17 protein-coding genes and 2 riboswitches are annotated in these 18,730 nt (G+C 66.2%); of the genes, 6 read left to right on the top strand and 11 right to left on the bottom strand.

Going from position 1 to position 18,730, the window contains the following annotated elements; all coding sequences use genetic code 11:
- Window positions 1–145: 145 nt before the first annotated feature.
- Window positions 146–1,153 (bottom strand): DMT family transporter, encoded by a 1,008-nt coding sequence (locus IEX43_RS04765; RefSeq protein WP_188809305.1) that lies wholly within the window; start codon window positions 1,151–1,153, stop codon window positions 146–148.
- 33 nt (window positions 1,154–1,186) lie between these two features.
- Here IEX43_RS04765 and IEX43_RS04760 point away from each other — a divergent pair, with 33 nt between their 5' ends.
- Window positions 1,187–1,414, top strand: coding sequence for an RNA-binding S4 domain-containing protein (locus IEX43_RS04760; RefSeq protein ID WP_174178903.1), 228 nt, complete (start codon window positions 1,187–1,189; stop codon window positions 1,412–1,414).
- A gap of 105 nt (window positions 1,415–1,519) precedes the next feature.
- On the opposite strand, the gene IEX43_RS04755 is transcribed toward IEX43_RS04760, so the two are convergent.
- A complete protein-coding gene (locus IEX43_RS04755; protein ID WP_104185258.1) occupies window positions 1,520–2,170 on the bottom strand; it encodes an alpha/beta hydrolase in 651 nt (216 codons plus the stop codon).
- 78 nt (window positions 2,171–2,248) lie between these two features.
- Here IEX43_RS04755 and IEX43_RS04750 point away from each other — a divergent pair, with 78 nt between their 5' ends.
- Complete coding sequence (locus IEX43_RS04750) at window positions 2,249–3,118, top strand: SGNH/GDSL hydrolase family protein (protein WP_377102432.1); 870 nt, start codon at window positions 2,249–2,251, stop codon at window positions 3,116–3,118.
- A 58-nt stretch (window positions 3,119–3,176) separates the two neighbouring features.
- Window positions 3,177–3,710, top strand: a complete 534-nt coding sequence (locus tag IEX43_RS04745; protein WP_188809304.1) for an SHOCT domain-containing protein — start codon at window positions 3,177–3,179, stop codon at window positions 3,708–3,710.
- 39 nt (window positions 3,711–3,749) lie between these two features.
- On the opposite strand, the gene IEX43_RS04740 is transcribed toward IEX43_RS04745, so the two are convergent.
- Window positions 3,750–5,234: a CoA-acylating methylmalonate-semialdehyde dehydrogenase gene (locus tag IEX43_RS04740; RefSeq protein ID WP_188809303.1), complete on the bottom strand. Its 1,485-nt coding sequence runs from the start codon at window positions 5,232–5,234 to the stop codon at window positions 3,750–3,752.
- A 61-nt stretch (window positions 5,235–5,295) separates the two neighbouring features.
- On the bottom strand, window positions 5,296–6,198 hold the full coding sequence (gene mmsB, locus IEX43_RS04735; RefSeq protein WP_188809302.1) for a 3-hydroxyisobutyrate dehydrogenase: 903 nt from the start codon (window positions 6,196–6,198) through the stop codon (window positions 5,296–5,298).
- Window positions 6,199–6,332: 134 nt separating this feature from the next.
- Between mmsB and IEX43_RS04730 the strand changes: the two genes are divergently transcribed.
- Window positions 6,333–7,232 (top strand): LysR family transcriptional regulator, encoded by a 900-nt coding sequence (locus IEX43_RS04730; protein WP_188809301.1) that lies wholly within the window; start codon window positions 6,333–6,335, stop codon window positions 7,230–7,232.
- 56 nt (window positions 7,233–7,288) lie between these two features.
- Here IEX43_RS04730 and IEX43_RS04725 read toward each other — a convergent pair whose 3' ends face one another.
- From IEX43_RS04725 to IEX43_RS04710, 4 genes are all read right to left on the bottom strand, one after another.
- Window positions 7,289–8,407, bottom strand: coding sequence for an alcohol dehydrogenase catalytic domain-containing protein (locus IEX43_RS04725; RefSeq protein WP_188809300.1), 1,119 nt, complete (start codon window positions 8,405–8,407; stop codon window positions 7,289–7,291).
- Window positions 8,408–8,521: 114 nt separating this feature from the next.
- The gene (locus tag IEX43_RS04720; RefSeq protein ID WP_174179573.1) at window positions 8,522–9,904 is read right to left on the bottom strand and encodes an MFS transporter; all 1,383 of its coding nucleotides are present in this window, start codon (window positions 9,902–9,904) and stop codon (window positions 8,522–8,524) included.
- Window positions 9,905–10,085: 181 nt separating this feature from the next.
- Window positions 10,086–11,201 carry a homoserine O-acetyltransferase MetX gene (gene metX, locus IEX43_RS04715; RefSeq protein WP_188809299.1) on the bottom strand — a complete coding sequence of 372 codons (1,116 nt, stop codon included), beginning with the start codon at window positions 11,199–11,201 and terminating at the stop codon, window positions 10,086–10,088.
- A gap of 12 nt (window positions 11,202–11,213) precedes the next feature.
- Window positions 11,214–11,329: riboswitch (SAM riboswitch) on the bottom strand.
- Between the two features lie 98 nt (window positions 11,330–11,427).
- Window positions 11,428–12,753, bottom strand: a complete 1,326-nt coding sequence (locus IEX43_RS04710; protein ID WP_188809298.1) for a bifunctional o-acetylhomoserine/o-acetylserine sulfhydrylase — start codon at window positions 12,751–12,753, stop codon at window positions 11,428–11,430.
- A 42-nt stretch (window positions 12,754–12,795) separates the two neighbouring features.
- A riboswitch (SAM riboswitch) is annotated at window positions 12,796–12,912 on the bottom strand.
- Between the two features lie 163 nt (window positions 12,913–13,075).
- Between IEX43_RS04710 and IEX43_RS04705 the strand changes: the two genes are divergently transcribed.
- Both IEX43_RS04705 and IEX43_RS04700 read left to right on the top strand, forming a co-directional pair.
- Complete coding sequence (locus tag IEX43_RS04705; protein ID WP_188809297.1) at window positions 13,076–13,714, top strand: VOC family protein; 639 nt, start codon at window positions 13,076–13,078, stop codon at window positions 13,712–13,714.
- A 215-nt stretch (window positions 13,715–13,929) separates the two neighbouring features.
- Window positions 13,930–15,618, top strand: a complete 1,689-nt coding sequence (locus tag IEX43_RS04700) for an HNH endonuclease signature motif containing protein (RefSeq protein ID WP_188809296.1) — start codon at window positions 13,930–13,932, stop codon at window positions 15,616–15,618.
- A gap of 57 nt (window positions 15,619–15,675) precedes the next feature.
- Here IEX43_RS04700 and IEX43_RS04695 read toward each other — a convergent pair whose 3' ends face one another.
- The 3 genes from IEX43_RS04695 to hutI all read right to left on the bottom strand — a co-directional run bounded on the left by IEX43_RS04695 (window position 15,676) and on the right by hutI (window position 18,724).
- Window positions 15,676–16,455 (bottom strand): CPBP family intramembrane glutamic endopeptidase, encoded by a 780-nt coding sequence (locus IEX43_RS04695; protein ID WP_188809295.1) that lies wholly within the window; start codon window positions 16,453–16,455, stop codon window positions 15,676–15,678.
- 173 nt (window positions 16,456–16,628) lie between these two features.
- Window positions 16,629–17,417 carry a DeoR/GlpR family DNA-binding transcription regulator gene (locus IEX43_RS04690; protein ID WP_188809294.1) on the bottom strand — a complete coding sequence of 263 codons (789 nt, stop codon included), beginning with the start codon at window positions 17,415–17,417 and terminating at the stop codon, window positions 16,629–16,631.
- A 95-nt stretch (window positions 17,418–17,512) separates the two neighbouring features.
- On the bottom strand, window positions 17,513–18,724 hold the full coding sequence (gene hutI, locus IEX43_RS04685) for an imidazolonepropionase (RefSeq protein ID WP_188809293.1): 1,212 nt from the start codon (window positions 18,722–18,724) through the stop codon (window positions 17,513–17,515).
- Window positions 18,725–18,730 lie beyond the last annotated feature (6 nt).

Here is an 18,730-nt window from a genome sequence, read left to right as displayed (position 1 = left end):
TTTCTGGCCCCGGCGAAGCCAGCGGCGGGATACCTCTGGCTGCAGGGCGGGGCGGGTGAAGGAAAGTGCGAAAAAGCTGCGTGTACCAGCCTACCGGCCGCTACCTGCCCGGACGTTATCTGCGCAGGCGTTATCTGCGCAGGCGTTATCTGCGCAGGGCGCCCCGGGGCCAGGGCAGGGTGGCCAGGATGATGGCGGCGAGGGTAAGGATGGTGCCCAGGACCGTGGCCGGAGCCACAATTGTTCCCGGAGCCGGCAGCACCACGTCGAGGGCGAGCGAGCCCAGCAGCTGCCCGGCGATCATGCCCAGCCCGGTGACCAGCACGCCCAGGCTCCGGACCAGCAGCGCGCCAAGGCCGATGAACACGCATCCCATGGGGCCGCCAAGGTAGTACCACCACTCGGCGGGCAGCGGGTTCCCCGGCCCGGCCACGGAAACTTTGACCGCGTAGGCCGTCCACAGCACTACGGAGCCCGCAATGAAGTTGACCAGGGTGGCCGCGATGGGCGTGCCGTAGTGGACTGTGGCCGTCCCGTTCATGGCCTGCTGGAAGCTCATCAGGAACCCTGCCGCCACCGGCAGGAGGAGTGGAACCAGGAGGGCCGCGGGGCCGCCTGGTCCTGCCCCGCCGTCGGCCGCCATTCCCGGAGTGCCGCCAGCCGCGGCGAACCGGGGTGACACAGCCCAGGCAACGGCGGCGATGGTCAGGAGGCACCCGATGACCCGGATGGCAGTAACCGACTTCCGGCCGGCCGGTCCAATACCGAGCTTGTCCACCAGCAGGCCGCTGACGGTCTGGCCGGTGACAGTTGCCACGGTGAAGAGGGCGACGCCGAGGATGCCAACCGTGAAGGACTGGGCGAAGACGAACAGCGCACCGATGCCGCCGGCCAGTACATAGATGCGTGGAAACGCCCGGCTGCGGACCGCGGGCAGGATCCGCGCAAGGCCGGCCCGGCCGCGCGGCAGGAGCAGCGAGATCAGGATCATCACCACCAGCCCTGTGCTGAAGCTCACCACCGCTGCGGCGATGCCGTCATTGAGACGGGTGCCGAGGGCGCCGTTAATCCGGCCCTGGACAGGAATGGCGAGGCCCGCGCCCACCGCGAGTGGAAGGCCTGCGAGCAGCGGCAGGCGGGGGCTGGAAGTCATTGAATCAACCCTACGTCAGGCATCATTGCTTGTATGAGCAATGTTGAAGAGATCACCATCCGCGACAGCATGATCCGCCTGGGCCAGCTGTTGAAGCTCGCCAACCTGGTGGAGGACGGAGTGGAGGCGGCGGAGCTCATCAAGAACGGTCTCGTCAAGGTCAACGGGGAGATCGACGACCGCCGCGGCCGGCAGCTGCACAATGGCGACACCGTCACGGTGAACGGCCAGACCGTGAAGGTCGTCGCGCCGGAGGCCTGACCGCCCCCGCAGGGCAGGAAGACAGGCAGGGCAGGCAGGCAGACAGGGCAGGCAGGCCTCCGGCGCCGGCCGGGCCGCTGAAGCCGCCGCCCGCCGTCGTACGTTCTATTTCTTGAGAACCTCATGCGTGAGGAACTCGCCCACGTGCCCGATCTCCTGCTGGTTGATCCCGTGCCACATGCCCGTGTAGAGGACCTTGGTGAGCTTGACGTGCTTGCGGACCCAGGCCATGGTGAAGTCGATCTTGTCCGGGGTGATCACGGGGTCCTGCTGGTCGCGGCCCCAGAACATGGGCACGGTGCCGTCCAGCTCGCTGTCCCGGAAGCTGGGATCGTCGCCGGCGTCCACCACGAAGCCTGAGAGTCCGACGACGGCGGCGAAGTCGGTGGGCCGCTGCCGCAGCAGGGTGGTGGCCATAGCCATGCCCATCGAGAAGCCAAGAAGGGTAACCGACGGGTGTCCCACCCGGATGGCGTCGATCCACTCGAGCACGTAGGCCGATGCTTCCTTGACGCGGTCCAGCGAGTAGTCGATGGACGCCGTGAGCGGGAACCAGGTGAAGCCCGGGCCCATGGCGATGGGGGCGCGGACGGACGCGACGGCAAAGCCGCCGGGCAGCATGTCGGCCAGGCTCAGCAGGTCCTGTTCGTTCGCGCCGTAGCCGTGCAGGAGCACCAGCAAGGGCTTGCCATCACGCTGGTCCTCCGGATGGGACCACAGGACAACAGGGGCAGGAAATACTTCGGCGTCAGTCATGGTTTCCATTCATACCAGTTACCCACAGGTAACTACCTACGTTGGCGTAGCCAGGGAAGCGAAAGGCAGGATAGGACCGTGAGTGACACAAGCGCCATCGAGACCCCATCCATGACCGCCGGCTCCCACCCTTGGAGCCGGTATGTGGCCATGGGTGACTCCTTTACCGAAGGCATCGGGGACCCCGAGCCCTCAAGCCCGGGCGGGTTCCGCGGCTGGGCGGACCGCGTTGCCGAGGAACTGGGCCGCACCCAGCCGGACTTCGCCTATGCCAACCTCGCCGTCCGCGGGCGGCTGCTGCAGCAGATCGTGGACCAGCAGCTCGCCCCGTGCCTTGCGCTGAAGCCGGACCTGGTCACCCTGTCCGCGGGCGGAAACGACCTGCTGCGGCGGGGCGGGGATCCCGACGTCCTCGCCGCAAAGCTCGATTCCGTGGTTCAGATCCTTACGATGGGCGGCGCCACGGTGGTGCTGTTCAACGGCCCGGACACCGGCACGTCCGTGCTCGGCAGGATCCGCAGCAAGGTTGCCATCTACAACGAGAACCTGCGGACTGTCGCCGCCCGGCACGACGCCGTCATTGCGGACATGTGGTCGCTCCGCCAGCTCAGCGATCCCCAAATGTGGGACGAGGACCGGCTTCACTTCTCGCCCCTGGGCCACCACACCATTGCCGCCATGGTGCTGGATTCGCTGAATGTGGAGCACACCCTGCAGCCCCTCCAGCCCAAGCCGTTCCCGCCCCGGAGCTGGCGGGAGGCCCGTTCCGGCGATCTGGTGTGGGCCCGCCAGTACTTTGTGCCGTGGGTGCTGCGCCGGCTGCGCAACCAGTCGTCCGGTGACGGCATTACGGCAAAACGGCCGACGCCGGGTCCCGTCTTTGGTCCGGGCGTTCCGCTGGGATCAGGCGAGGGTCCGCTGGGGTCGGCAGCCGGCATCCGGAACTAAGCCCGGTATTAACGCGCCGGGGTTAAGCTGGAGGGACACACACGAGAGGCTTAGCACCGTGAGCAACCTGTTTTTCTGGATCATCATCCTGTCATTCGTGATTCCGATGGCCATGCGGATGTACCGGAAGTCTGTGGCCCGCCGGGACCAGCAGCAAACCTTCTCGGGACGGTATCCGGACCAGTTCCCGGGTTCCGGGCAGTTCCCCGGTTCCAGCGGCCCGCAGAGCAAGCAGCCCCGGGACGGCTTCACCCAGCAGGACTACCTCGCGGGAGGCTTCCGCCAGATCGGGCAGCCGGCGCCGCTCCCGCCCAGCCAGCCTTTGCCCCCGATCCAGCCCATCCCGCCGGTCCCGCCCGCGGACCAGCAGTTTCCGCCGTACGGGCAGCAGCCTTACGGGCAGCAGCCGTACGGGCAGAACCAGCGCGAAGAAGCCCCGCAGCAGCCCGCTGCCCCCGCCACTCCCCCGCCGCCGTCGGCCCCGCAGGGGTTCCGGGCGCGCAAGCTCGCGGAACTGGACCAGCAGTACAGCAACGGTGAACTGTCCGTTGAGGAGTACATGGCCCGCCGCAGCGAGATCATGGACGGCTAGGGCACAGCGGGCGTCCGTCTCTTCAGTCGACCTGCTGGCTTAGTCCACCTGGGGGAAGCCCAGGTCGATGACTGAGGTCGCCGGGTCCGGCCACCGGGTGGTCACTACCTTGCCGCGCGTGTAGAACCGGATGCTCTCCGGCCCGTACATGTGCGTGTCCCCGAACAGCGAGTTCTTCCAGCCGCCGAAGGAAAAAGTGCCCACCGGCACCGGGATGGGAACGTTGACGCCCACCATGCCCGCCTCGACGTCGAACTCGAATTGCCGCGCGGCGCCGCCGTCGCGGGTGAAGATGGCAACCCCGTTGCCGAACTCGTTGTCGTTGACCAGGCGGACTGCGTCACTGTACGTGTCCACGCGGACCACGGACAGGACGGGGCCGAAGATTTCGTCGTCGTACACCTTCATTCCCGGCTTCACGTGGTCCACCAGGCTGACGCCGATGAAGAACCCGTTTGAATCGAACTGCTGCGAGCGCCCGTCAACAACCACCGTGGCGCCCTCGTTTTCCGCGCCCGCCACATAGGACGCCACTTTGTCGCGGTGTTCTGCAGTGATCAGCGGGCCCATCTGCGAAGCAGGATCGGTGCCCGGACCGATCTTCAGGGTGGCCATCCGGGTTTTGATGGCCCCGACGAGGTCGTCGGCGATATTGCCGACGGCGACGAGCACGCTGACCGCCATGCAGCGCTCACCCGCGGAGCCGTAGGCAGCCGAAATGGCCGCGTCCGCCGCCATGTCCAGGTCAGCGTCAGGCAGGACCACCATGTGGTTCTTGGCGCCGCCCAGGGCCTGGACCCGCTTGCCATGGTCCGCTGCGCGCTTGTAGATCGACTGCGCGATGGGCGTTGAGCCCACGAAGCTGACGGCTTTGACGTCCGGGTGCTCGAGCAGGACGTCCACCGCCTCCTTGTCGCCCTGGACCACGTTCAGCACGCCGGCAGGCAGGCCCGCCTCCGCGAAGGCCTCCGCGATGAACACGGCCGAGGACGGATCCTTCTCGCTGGGTTTCAAAAGCACCGTGTTGCCGCATGCCAGGGCGCTGCCGATCATCCAGAGCGGCACCATGGCCGGAAAGTTGAACGGCGTAATGCAGGCCACCACGCCCACAGGCTGCCGGACGGAGTGGACATCCACACCGCTGGACACCTGCTCGGAGCGTTCTCCCTTGAGCATGTGGGACAGGCCGGTGGCGAACTCGATGTTCTCAAGGCCGCGGGAGATCTCCCCTTCGGCATCCGAGAGCACTTTTCCGTGCTCGCTGGTCAGGATGGCGGCGAGCTCGGGCTTGCGCTCGTTGAGGATTTCGCGGACACGGAAAAAGATGTTGGTCCGCTTGGCAAGGCTCGCGGCCCGCCAGGCCGGCAGCGCGGCTTTGGCCGCGGCGATGGCTTCCTCCACCCTGTCCGCGGAGGCCAGCGCCACCTGCTTTTCCTGCTCGCCGGTGGCGGGATTGAAGACGGGGCCGAAGCGCTCGGCATCGGTGACGCGGCTGCCGTTGATGTAATGCGGAATGGTGTGCACGGAGGTCTCTTTCTAAGGCGTTCAGATGGCTGTGGTGTGGACGGCGGGTTCGCGAAAACAGCTACTTCGCTGCATCGAGCGAGCCGTCGGCAAGCTTGATGATCATGGAGCAGTCCTTGCCGGCGTCACCGGCGTCGATAAGGCGCTGGTACAGCTGCTGCACATGCCGGCCGATTTCTAGCGGCGTTCCCGTGTCCTCCGCGGCGCTGATGGCCAGTCCGATGTCCTTGTTCGCCAGTTCGGCGGTGAACGTGGGTGCGAAGCCGTTGTTGGATGCGGCAGTGGGAACGACACCGGGTACGGGGTACCAGGTGCGCAGGGCCCAGCTGTCTCCGGAGGAAACCGAGGCGATGTCCCAGAAGACTTTCTTGTCCAGGCCCAGCCTGTCCGCCAGCACGGCACCCTCGGCCGTGGACGCCAGGTTGATCAGGAGCATCAGGTTGTTGCAGATCTTGGCCGCCTGTCCCGTAGTGGCACCCCCGGTGGGGATGATGTTGGCGGCCATCGGCTCGATGAAGCGGCTGGCGTCGGCCACGGCATCCGCCTCGCCGCCCACCATGAACGTCAGCGTTCCTGCCTTGGCGCCGCTCATCCCGCCCGACACCGGGGCGTCGACGAAGCGGAAGCCGGCGGCAGCGGCGGCGTCGTGCAGTTCCTTCGCGGCTGCGATATCGATGGTGGAGGAATCTATGAGGAGGGTGCGGGTATCGGCGTGCGCCAGCACCCCGTCGCCGCCCAGGTAGACAGCCTTGGCGTGCTCGCCTTTCGGAAGCATGGTGAACACGGCGTCCGCGCCCGCGACCGCCTCGGCGATGCTCCCCGCGGGCTTTACCCCACCGGCCTTTGCCGCGGCCAGGGCTGCCGGGTTGAGGTCGAACCCCCTCACGTCATGCCCTGCCTTTGCCAGGTTCGCCGACATGGACCCGCCCATGTTCCCCAAACCAATCCAACCAATTACTGCCATGGCTTAAGCTCCTTTGCTGTGCCTCCGGCCGGCGGCCGTAAAGTCTGTGTCCACCATCACACCCCGCTATAGTGCAATCAAGGGAAAAAATCACAGATGGCATGTGCACTGATGCACATAGATGGGAGGCAGGCATGGCGCAGCTGCCGAGTCCGGACGACCTGCTGATCCTGCTGACAGTGGCCCGGCTGGGGCGCTTCAACGCCGTCGCCGAAACGCTGGGCACGACGCACACCACCATTTCGCGCCGGATCCTGGCCCTCGACAGGCAGCTGGGCGGCCGCACCCTGGAGCGCAGCCCGCATGGGTGGGAACTGACGGAGCTCGGAGCTTCGGCCGTCGCCGCGGCGGAAAGGATCGAGGAAACACTGGGTTCACTGGCCGCTGCCACAAGCCAGGACCGGGACGCTCTCTCCGGCATGGTGCGCATCAGCACCTCGGACGGTTTCGGCGCCGAATTCGTCACGCCCGCGCTGGTCCGCCTGCAACAGCGGCATCCACTGCTGAACGTGGAAATGTTGAGCGCCACGCGCAGGGTCAGCCAGAACCGCTCCGGCGTGGACCTTGAGGTGGTGGTGGGCCGCACCGACGTGAGCAACGCCCAGGCCATCTTCCTGACCAACTACTTCCTCCGGCTTTACGCCAGCCCCGCCTACGCGGCGGAGCACGGCCTGCCGGGAACGCCCGACGGCGTGGGGCAGCACGGCTTCGTCTCTTACGTTGAGTCGGCGCTCCAGGTGGCCGAACTGGGGCACCGGTCCTCGCAGCTGCCGATGCCGAAGTCCAGCTTCCAAGCGACGAGCATTTTTGCCCAAGTCGAGGCGGTCCGCCGGGGCGCCGGGATCGGGCTGCTGCCGAACTTCATGGTGGCGCGCAACCCGGAGTTCGTTCCGGTACTCCCCGAAGCGTTCCAGCGCCAGGTCCCCATCTGGGCCGTGGCCCGCCCGGAGTCGCTGCGGTCCGCCCGGGTGCAGGCCGTGATCGGCGCGCTCCAGCATGAGGTGGCGGAGCGCCAGGATCTGCTGGCCGCCTGAGCTGCTGTTGGGACACTGCGCTGTTGACAAACCGGGTGGTGGCCGGCGGGCCAGTTTCACGCCTGGAAGAGCCGCCTCACCACCTGCCCGGCTGCGAGGGCATCAAGGCCTTCGTTGATCTCCGCGAGGGGCCTGGTGTCCGTGTGCAGCAGTTCTACGGGGAGCCTACCCTCGCGCCAGTACCCCAGGTAGAGGGGAATGTCCCGATCCGGGACGGCGTCGCCCATGTAGGAGCCCAGCAGCCGCTTGCCCGCGCCGGCAAACTGCAGCGCAGGCACCGTCAGCTCTGCGGTGGGGTGCGGCAGGCCGACGGAAACCACGGCGCCGCCCCTTGTCACATGCCCGAGGCAGGACGCAATCACCCTTGCCGAGCCCACGGCCTCGACCGCGATGTCCACACCGTCACCGGCGGCTTCCGCGATCAGGCGGCCGGCGTCCTCCGGAGTCCCCACCGCGGTTGCCCCACACTTCAGGGCAAGTCCGTGCTTGGCCGTGTTCGGATCAATGGCAATGACCGCGGAGGCACCGGCGAGCGCGGCAGCCATAACGGCCGAAAGCCCCACGGCACCGAGACCGAAAACGGCGATGGACTGGCCCTCCCGGATGTCGGCCGTGTTGAGGACGGCACCCATTCCGGTGAGCACGGCGCAACCGAACATCGCCGCGACTGTGTCGGGGACGTCGTCGTCGATCACCACCACTGATTCGCGGGCCACCACCGCGTAATCCGCGAACGCCGAAACCCCCAGGTGGTGGTTGATCCGCTCCCCCGCAGGCGTGCGCAGCAGCGCCTCGCCGTGCAGAAGGTCCCCGGAGCCGTTGACCTCCGCTGCCCGGTGGCAGAGCGCGGGCCGCCCCGCCAGGCAGGCACGGCAGGAACCGCAACTGGGGACGAAAACGAGGACAACGTGGTCCCCCACCGCAACGTCGGTGACGCCCTCACCCACCGCCGCCACCCGCCCTACGGCCTCGTGCCCCAGTGCCATGGGAAGCGGCCGGACGCGGGATCCGTCCACGACTGACAGGTCTGAGTGGCACAGGCTGGAGTAAGTGATGGTGACACCCAGCTCGCCGGCGCGGGGTTCGGGACGGCTGAGCTCCTGGACCACCAGCGGCTGCGATTCAGCATAGCTGGTGCCGGGAGGGACTGTGGAATAGAGGACTGCTGCTCGCATGGTGTTCCTGACTTTATGGTTGTCAACAGGCAGCTGCCCGGCCCTGCGCTGCGTGCAGGTCCGGGCAGCTGCCGTGTCCGTGATGCTGTGCCGTGGGGACTGCTTTCCTGACGGCTATTTCTTGGCTGCGGCCAGAAGGTCGGCGGTGCCCTGGGCGTCGGCGGCATCAACGTCATGCAGCGAGATGCCGCGGGTTTCCTTGAGGAAGAACACCGAGATCGCAGTCACCACGCAGGCGCCCAGGAGGTAGAACGCCACCGGAACGGACGAGCCGAAGCTGCCCAGCAGCGAGCTGGCGATGATGGGCGCCAGCGAGCCGGCCACGATGGAGGTCACCTGGTAGCCGAGGGAAACGCCCGAGTACCGCATGCGGGTGGGGAACATTTCGGCCATGATGGACGGCTGGCCGGCGTACATGAGGGCGTGGAACAGCAGGCCGATGGTGATGGCCGCCAGGATAACCATGTCATTGCCGGTGTCCATCATGGGGAAGGCGAAGAAGCCCCAGGTTCCGGCGAGGATTGCACCGGCCATGTATACCGGGCGGCGTCCCAGGGAATCGGACATCTTGCCCACCAGGGGTACTGCGCAGAAGTGGATGAAGTGTGCCACCAGCAGGAGGAGCAGGATGCGGGAGGTGTCCGTCTGCACAACCACCTTCAGGTAGGTGATGGAGAACGTGACTACGAGGTAGTAAAGGATGTTCTCCGCAAAGCGCAGGCCCATGGCGGTGAACACACCGCGCGGGTACCGGCGGAAGACTTCGGCAACACCGTAGCCCTTGTTCTCGACAGTGACTTCCTTGCGGGCCTCCAGGAAGATCGGCGCGTCCTGGACCTTGGTACGGATGTAGTAGCCGATGATGACGATCACTGCGGAGAGCCAGAAGGCTACGCGCCAGCCCCAGCCGAGGAAGGCTTCCGGGGAGAGGGTGGAGGACAGGGTGAACAGCACGGCGGTGGCGAGCAGGTTGCCCATGGGGACAGCGGACTGCGGCCAGCTTGACCAGAAGCCGCGGGACTTGTTCGGGCTGTGCTCGGCGACGAGGAGCACAGCGCCGCCCCATTCGCCGCCCACCGCGAAGCCCTGGACGAAGCGCAGGAACACCAGCAGCGCCGGCGCCCAGTAGCCAATCTGCGCAAAGGTCGGCAGGCAGCCCATGAGGAAGGTGGCAACACCCACCAGGATGATGCTCAGCTGCAGCAGCTGCTTGCGGCCGAACTTGTCGCCGAAGTGGCCGAAGACGATGCCGCCGATGGGGCGGGCAACGAAGCCGACCGCATAGGTGACGAAGGCTGCGATAATGCCGTCCAGCTCGGTTCCGGAGTTGGGGAAGAACAGCTTGCCGAACACGAGAGTGGCGGCGGAGGCGTAGAGGAAGAACTCGTACCACTCAACCACGGTGCCGGCCATGGAGGCCGTGACGACCTTCTTCAGGCCTGAGGACTTGACGTCGGTTTCCTCGGGCCGCCGCGCGGCGGACTTTTCCGTACTCATTGATGAACTCCTTCGGCGTCTTCTTCGACACCACTGGGACAGTCTGAGGCGGATACGTGTGATTTTGGCCACGAACCGCCGGGTCCCAACGAGTATGGTCCGCCTGAACGCCAAGCTCAACGGCGAATCATGCAGAGGCTATCTGCATAAATGCACATTTACCTGCCTGTGAGGGGCAGCCTTAAGCCGAAAGGTGCGCCCTGAGCTGGCGGCCCAGCTGGCCTATTTCGGTCAGGAAGCCGTCATGGCCTATCGGAGCTTCAATGACGTGGACGTCCACTTCTCCCGGCAGGGCGGCGGCAAGTTCCCGGGACTGGGCCGGGAAGTAGAGCCGGTCAGAATCCACGGCTGCCACAAAGAAGCGCGCACCCGACCGCGCCAGGGTCTCGGGAAGCGGCCCCCGGCCCCGGCAGATGTCGTGGCTCATCAGGGCCTCGGTGATGGCGATGTAGCTGTTGGCATCGAACCGCCGGACCAGTTTGTTTCCCTGGTGGTCCAGGTAGCTTTCCACCTGGTAGCGTCCGCGGGCGGCCAGGACACCACCCTGCAGGGGCGACTCCGGAGCCTGCGGTTCGCGGCCGAACCTGCCTTCCAGTTCCGCCGCGGAGCGGTAGGTGATGTGCGCGATCCGCCGGGCCAGGGCCAGGCCGTCCTCGGGGAACGGGCCGCCGTAGTAGTCGCCGCCATTGAAATTGGCATCCTGGCGGATCGCCAGGGTCTGCGCCTGTGCGAACGCAATCTGCTCCGCCGTGCTGGCGGCTCCCACGGAAATCACAGCGCAGCGCTGCACCCGCTCCGGGAAGGTGATGGCCCACTCAAGTGCGCGGGCTCCGCCCATGGAACCGCCGAGCACCGCAAACCAGCTCCTGATCCCCAGCTGGTCAGCCAGCCGGGCCTCCGCCACAGTGCTGTCCCGCAGCGTGACCAGGGGAAACCGGGATCCCCAGGGGGCCCCGTCAGGTGCCGGGGACGACGGCCCGGTGGACCCGTAGCAGCCGCCCACAATGTTGATGGACACCACAAAGAAACGGTCCGTGTCCACGGGCGCACCCGGCCCGGCCAGCTGCTCCCACCAGCCCGGTTCGTCGGTATCGCCACGGGTCACGTGGGTGCTGCCGGTCAGGGCGTGTTCGATCAGGACTGCATTGCTGGCGTCCGCGTTAAGGGTGCCCCAGGTTTCGTAGGCCAGCGTGACGTCCGGCAGGCAGCCGCCGGCTTCAAGGTCCAGTCCCCCAATGGAGGCATAGCGGACAATTCCGTGTTCGGGGACGGTGGTACGGGTGACGGTAACCGTCATGGCAAGACCTCTTCTACGCGCTTGCCCGCCGTCGAATGACCGGCAGGCCAGGTCTTCACCCGGGGCACCCCACCGCGGAAGGAGGGTTGCCGGCCAGCAAGCCGGGGCTGTCACTGGCACTCATGACCTGGTTCGAGTGTACGAAACAGCCCCCGCCTGCCGCCAAGAGTGTGACTGGTTGTGACTTCCCCGGCCTGCCGCCGTGGTGGGTTCTTCGGGTGCCTGGCTAGGCTCCGGTGGCATCCTTCGCTGCCCGGAATCCGGCTTCCAGGTCCGCCAGGATGTCATCGATGTGTTCGATTCCCACCGACAGCCGGACCAGGCCGGGGGTTACGCCGGCAACAGCCTGCTGCTCCGGGGAAAGCTGACTGTGGGTGGTCGACGCCGGGTGGATGACAAGGGAGCGGACGTCACCGATGTTCGCCACATGGGAGTGCAGCTCCAGCGCGTCCACGAAGCGCTTGCCGGCCTCGGCTCCGCCGGCCAGGTTGAAGGACACAATCGCGCCCGTGCCCTTGGGGCCATACTTGCGGCCCCGCTCGTACCACGGGCTGGAGGGCAACCCCGCATAGGCGACGGATTCGACGTCGTCCCTTCCCTCCAGCCAGCGCGCCACTTCCGTGGCGTTGGCAACGTGCCGTTCCACGCGCAGGCTCAGCGTTTCCAGGCCCTGTGCGATCAGGAATGCGTTGAACGGGGAGACGGCGGAGCCCAGGTCCCGGAGCAACTGGACGCGGGCCTTGAGGATGTAGGACAGGTTGGCGCCAAGGGCACCGTCCTTGCCCAGGTCCCTGGCGTACACCAGCCCGTTGTAGGTGAGGTCCGGGGTGTTGAAGCCCGGGAACTTCGCCGGGTCCTTGCCGAAGTCGAAGTTTCCTGAGTCCACGATCACGCCGGCAATCGCGGAGCCGTGGCCGCCCAGGTACTTGGTTGCCGAATGGACAACGATGTCCGCTCCCCATTCCAGCGGGCGGATCAGGTACGGGGTGGACAGGGTGTTGTCCACGATCAGGGGCACACCGGCCTCGTGTGCCACCTGGGAGATGCCTTCGATGTCCAGGACGTCCTGCCGGGGGTTGGAAACCACCTCGCCGAAGAACAGCTTGGTGTTGGGCTGCACTGCAGTGCGCCACTGCTCCAGGTTGTCCGGGTCCGCCACGAAGGTCACCGAAATGCCGAACTTCTTCAGGGTGTGGGCAAAGAGGTTGTATGTTCCGCCGTAAAGGCTGGGGCTGGCAACGATATGGTCGCCGGCCTCCGCAATGTTCAGGATGGCGAAGGTCTCGGCGGCCTGGCCCGAACTCAGCAGCAGTGCCCCCAGCCCGCCTTCAAGGCTGGCGATCCGCTGTTCCACGGCCTCCTGGGTGGGGTTGCCGATGCGGGTATAGATGGGTGCCAGTTCAGCAAGGGCGAACCGGTTGGCGGCGCTCTCGGCGCTGGGAAAAACGAAGGACGTGGTCTGGTAGATAGGAAGTGCCCGGGCGCCTGTGGCACTGTCCGGCTCCTGTCCTGCATGGATCTGACGGGTTTCGAATGACCATCCGTTGGACAACTAAGGCTCCTTTGACTGGGCCCGGCATGCACGAAGCACCGCGGGCCGCGCTTGCCATCCGGCCATTTACCGGACAGCCAGGTCCTCACCCGGGGCACCCCACCGCGGAAGGAGGGTTGCCGGCCAGCAAGCCGGGGCTTGGCGCTGGCACTCATAACCTGAGCCCAGTGTAGGAACACCTGCACAAAGCGGCACAGCATTGTGACGAACATGGTCCCGCGCATGACCCCTGCGGGAGTCCGCGCAATCACTTTCCGCAGGGGAAATCCCAGTAAGGCTACCCTTAGCTGAGAGCCCGATCACAAAGTGCCAAGATGTTGCCATGCGCATGGATCACGTCTCTTACGCCTGTGAACACGATGGCCTGGCTGCCACCACCGAACGTATTTCCTCTGCCCTCGGCGTTGAGGCAGTGAAGGGTGGAGTACACCCGCGGTTCGGAACCCGGAATATGATCATCCCGCTCGCGGGGCACAAGTACCTTGAGGTCGTTGAGGTCCTGGACCACCCGGCTTCGGACAAGGCGCCCTTCGGCCAGGCAGTGCGTGCACGGTCTGCAGCCGGCGGCGGCTGGATGGGCTGGTGCGTCGAGGTAGATGACCTGGCCCCCTTTGAGGAACGCCTGGGCCGCTCCTCAGTCAACGGCAACCGTAAGTTCCCTGACGGCCGCGAACTGGTTTGGAAACAGATCGGCATCCTCGGCCTGATCGCGGACCCCCAGGTCCCGTACATGCTCAAGTGGGAGGGCGATCCTTCCCTGCACCCCTCCAACGCTTATGAGAGCAACGTCAAGATGAGTTGCCTCACCATAGCCGGCTCTGCCGCCCGGGTAACCGAGTGGCTGGGTGAACCCGTGGAGAAGCCGCTGGAAGATGTAGCCGTGGAATGGGTGGCACCGCACGGAACCCCCGGGATCCTTTCGGTGACTTTCGAGACCGCCAACGGGGCAGTCATTATCTGATGCCCCCTCCCGGCATGGGTTCGCCCCCGCCGGGTATCAACCCGGGCCGGTACTTGAGACTGCCCGCGTAAGCTTCGGCCGCCATCAGCAGGTGACAACGGCGTCACCCGCCGATGGCGGCCGAATTCGTCTCCCAGCAGTTCCAGTTTGCCGTGTTTCCCGCATGCCCGGCCTCTTCCGGCGTCAATGTCAGACCCTCCCCCGATGATGGGTTTATGGGCAGCGAAGCGGTGGCGAAGGCGTTTGCGGACATCAGGGCCGCCCTTGCATTGCTCAACGCCGAGGTGGACGGGTGCGGTTCGGAGCCGTTCTCGGCTGCCGATCCGTTGGCCGGGCTGGCCGATGGAAACCTGGACATCCTCGCCGGCGCCAAGGAGGCAGAAGCCGGGCTCGCAGGCCTGAAGTCTCGCGCTGCCATGAAATACGCCGACACCGCCCATACCCTGGCCCCTCCCGGGACGCCGGCCCGCGCGCAGGAAATGGCCATCGCCGCGGAGATCGGGTGCGTGCTGGCCATCGGGCCGCGGGCCGCCAGCGCGTTCCTGTCCGTCTCCCACGCCCTGACCACCACCTTGCCCCTGACACTTTCCGCCCTGCAGGCCGGCACGCTCTCGTGGCAGCACGCCCGGGGCATGGCGGACGAGGCAGCCACCCTCGATGCCGCCGGCGCCGCCGCCCTTGAGGGCCATTTCCTGGACCCCGACACCCCCAGGCCCGCCACCGCGGCCACGATCGGGGAGATGCCCGCGCACCGGTTCAAGCACAAAGCACGCACCTGGCGGGAACGCCACCACCCCGAATCGATCGAGAAACGCCACGCCAAGGGTCTGGCGGACCGGCGGGTGGAATACCGGCCGGACCAGGACGGCATGGCCTGGCTCTCGGCCTGCCTCCCCGCCCACCAGGCCATGGCAGGATGGAACCGCCTCAACGCCCTCGCCCGGGCCGCACAAGGACCCAACGAGCCCCGCACCCTCACCCAGATCCGGGCCGACCAGTTCGCCGAAGCGCTCCTCACCAGCGGCACCAGTACAAACTCCAATGCAGGCAACAGCGCCGTGGCAGGCGCAGGAACGGATCCCACCCCGTCGTCGACGATCCGGGCGCAGGTGCTCGTCACCGTGCCCGTATTGGCCTTCATGGGAGTGACCGACGAGCCCGCCATGCTGGACGGGTTCGGGCCCATCCCGCCGTCCATGGCCCGGAAACTTGTCGCGAACGGAGCTGACTCCTTCCACCGTGTGCTCGTTGATCCCAGGGACGGGGCGCCGCTGGAAATCGGCCGGACCAGCTACCGGGTCACCAAAGCCATGCGGAACTGGCTGCGGATGCGGGACGGCACATGCCCCTTCCCCGGCTGCAGCAACAACTCCCTGGATAACGAGGCAGACCACCTCCTCGCCTGGCAGCACGGCGGGACAACCGGAATCAGCAACCTCGGACAACCCTGCCCAAAACACCACAAACTCCGGCACACCACCGGCTGGACACCAACACCGGCCACCAAGAACGAACCACCCGGCTGGACCTCACCCACCGGCCGGCACTACAAAAGCGAACACCAGGACTGGGAACCACCCCACAGGCCGGAAACTGTCATGTTGGCCCTCCCGGCGGGGCTGAACCCGGGGGAACACCACGACGGGCAAGTCCGCGGCTTGCTGCCCCACCCGCCGATGCCCGCCGCCCAGGACTTCCCTGCCGCAGACCTCCTGCACCCGGAACCTCCACCGGAGGAACCTGAAGATGACAACCTCATAGACCTGGACGACCTACCAGCGGACGACCCCCTCTGGGACGACTTCTACGCCCTGCCAGCCGTCCGGCCCCAAGACCCCCTGAATGACTGGGACCCCGTAACTGACTGGGACGCAGTAACGGACTGCGACCCGGCACTGACTTAGCTGCCACCTCCTGTCCGCCGTCGTGCTGACAAAAGTGCCTGAGGTTGCCGCGAAGGCTTAGCCCAGCCCGACTGCCTTGCCGAACAGGCTGAAGCCCACGAAGGCCACGATGTCGAGCAGCGCGTGGGCTATGACAAGCGGCATCACACGCCGCGTGCGGGTGTACAGCCACGCGAAGACGATGCCCATCACCACGTTGCCGATGAAGGGGCCGAAGCCCTGATACAGGTGGTAGGTGCCGCGAAGCAGCGAGCTTGCCATGATTGAAAGCGGAATGCTCCAGCCGAACTTTCCGAAGCGGTTCATCAGGTAACCCACCACGATGACCTCCTCCACCACGGCATGGCGCATCGCGGAGAGGATCAGCACCGGCACCGTCCACCAGTACGCGTCCAGTGCGCTGGGAATGATGGCCGTCGTAATCCCCAGGGCCCGGCCTGCAGCGTACAGGCCCAGGGAAGGAACGCCGATCAGGGCTGCCAGACCCAGCCCCTGGAGCAGATCCCGGCCGGGGCGGGCGAAGTTAAAGCCCAGCTTTTGGAAGGCTGAACCCGGGTTGCTGCCATGGCCGGACGAGGCCTGCCGCTGGTCGGTGAGGAAGTAGAGCACCAGCAGCACCGGAACCAGCGCGAACAGAATGTCCAGCAGCTGGTACGTCAGGTCGAAATATTCGCGGGTGCTCTGCGAGCGGTTAAGTGTGGAGGTACCTTCCGCCAGCGGTGCACGAGTCATCTTGTCCAGGAGCTGCACCACGGAGTACACAGCAGACTGGCCCAGGGACAGACCCAGGACAATCCACACTTCGAACCGCAGGCGACGGCGGGAGGGAACCAGCATGCTCCCATCTTGCCTTCAGTTTCTGGATCCGCGCTGATTGTTCTTCCAGTGTCACGCCGCTACCGGCCGGACTACCTCCAATGGATCCGCCGGGCCAGTGCCGCCAAGCCGGTGCAGCCAGCCAGTGCCTCTCACCCCCTAGCGACGAGCCAGCGCCGCCCAACCAGCGCCGCTTAGCCGGCGGCGACGATCACTTCTGTGCCGTTGGCTTCAAAGGCGGCCTTGTCCTTCGCCGAGATCCCGGAATCCGTGATCAGCCGGGTGAAGTTGTATCCGTCCATGGTGGCAAAAGCGCGCACTCCGACCTTGGACGAGTCCGCCAGGACGTAGGAAACCCGTGCCCTGCTGGCGAGGAGGGCATTGACGGAGGCCTCACCCTCACCCGTATTGGTTGGCCCCACTTCGGGATCAATGCCGTTCACGCCGATGAAGGCGATGTCCAGCACCACCTTCTGCATGATGATGTCCGTGTAGGGACCCACCAGCTCGTAGGAGCGTGGATTGAGGATCCCGCCCGTGACCATGACTTTGATGCTGGGCCGGACCGCCAGCTGCGAAGCGATGTTGATCGCGTTCGTGACCACTGTCAGGGTGGGCTGGTTGGACGGCGCGTTGAGGTCTTCGCGCGTGGCCAGGATTTGTGCCAGCGCGGTGCTGGTGGTCCCGCCGCACAACCCGATGACTGCACCGGGCGCTATCAGCGCAGAGGCAGCCTGGGCAATCTGCTCCTTGGCCTCAGCGTGGTCATCGCGGTTGTACCGGCCGGGAAGATCGTAGGCAAGGGCTCCGGTGGTGGCGCCGCCGCGGGTCCTGGTGAGCAGTCGGCGTTTGGCCAGGCTGTCCAGATCGCGCCGGGCGGTGGCTGGGGAAACGTTCAAGGTGCTGACGATCTCCTCGACCTCCACCTGGCCGGTCCGTGCAAGGAGGTCCAGGATTGCCGTCAGTCTGTCAGTGCGGGTCATGCTGGGCCTCCAAGTACTCAAGCCACCACCTCAGATGACGTTTTCTGATCATAACAGACCTAAAACGATCATCTAACGTCATATGAAGCCGGAAACTACCGCGCCTGCTTTCCTGCCCGCCACACAGCGTATGTCAAGGGCATCCCCGGCCGGTAGGCGAGGTGGGTGGCGGACGGCGCACTAAGGACATGCAAATCGGCCCGGTGGCCGACCGCGATGGACCCCACCGCCCGTTCGCCGTCGGCGTCGTTCCCTGTGTCCTTGTGCAACGCGAGGGCTCCCCCGTACGTGGCTGCCCGGACTGCTTCATGGACGCTGAGGCGCATCTGCAGCACCGCCGTGGCAACACAAAACGCCATGGAGCTCGTGTAGGACGTTCCCGGGTTGCAGTTGGACGCGAGCGCCACCTGGACGCCGGCATCCAAGAGCGCCCGGGCAGGGGCCAGCGGCTGCCGGGTGGAAAGGTCGCAGGCCGGCAGGCAGGTCGCAACCGTGCCGCGTCTGCCGGTACCTGAGCTGGCGTCCCAGCCGGTCCAGGTCCCAACCAGGGCATCAAGATCCCCGGCGGCGAGGTAATTAACGTGGTCCACGCTGGCGGCATCGAGCTCCACCGCGAGCTGCACGCCCGGCCCTTCACCAAGCTGGTTTCCGTGGACGCGGAGCCCCAGGCCGGCGTCGCGGCAGGCCAGCAGGACCCGCCGGGACTGTTCGGCAGTGAAGGCTCCTTCCTCACAGAAGACGTCTGCCCACTGCACAAAGGGACGGACAGCCGCCAGCATGGGACCGCAAACCAGTTCGGTGTATTCCTCCGGGTCCTGCCCCACGGGAACCAGGTGCGCCCCCAGGAAAGTGACCTGGTCCGCCACGGTGGAGGCAATCCGTGCGCTCCGGGTTTCGTGTTCAACGTCCAGGCCGTAGCCGGTTTTCGTCTCAAGGTAGGTGGTTCCCTGCGAGACGGCTTCGTCAACACGGCCAAGCGCCAGGCGGGTAAGGTCAAAATCCGATGTGGCACGGGTCGCGTTCATGGTGACCGCGATGCCTCCGGCCGCGTAGGACTCCCCCGCCATCCGCGCCTCGAACTCGGCGGTCCGGTCCCCTGCGAACAGCAGGTGGGTATGGGAGTCCACCCAGCCAGGCAGCACGGCGCGGCCGCCCAGGTCCACGGCGTCATCGGCAGCCGGAGCATCGGCAGCAGCGCCGATCCATGAAATCCGCTCGCCCTCCACCACCACCGCCGCGTCCTTCAGGACCCGGTGTTCCAGGTCCTGCGTCATCAACTCGGCGATATTGGTAATCAGGGTGCTCATACAGCC

It is taken from the genome of Pseudarthrobacter polychromogenes (assembly GCF_014644495.1).
Classification (GTDB): domain Bacteria; phylum Actinomycetota; class Actinomycetes; order Actinomycetales; family Micrococcaceae; genus Arthrobacter; species Arthrobacter polychromogenes.
This window is presented reverse-complemented; position numbering and strand designations above follow the sequence as displayed.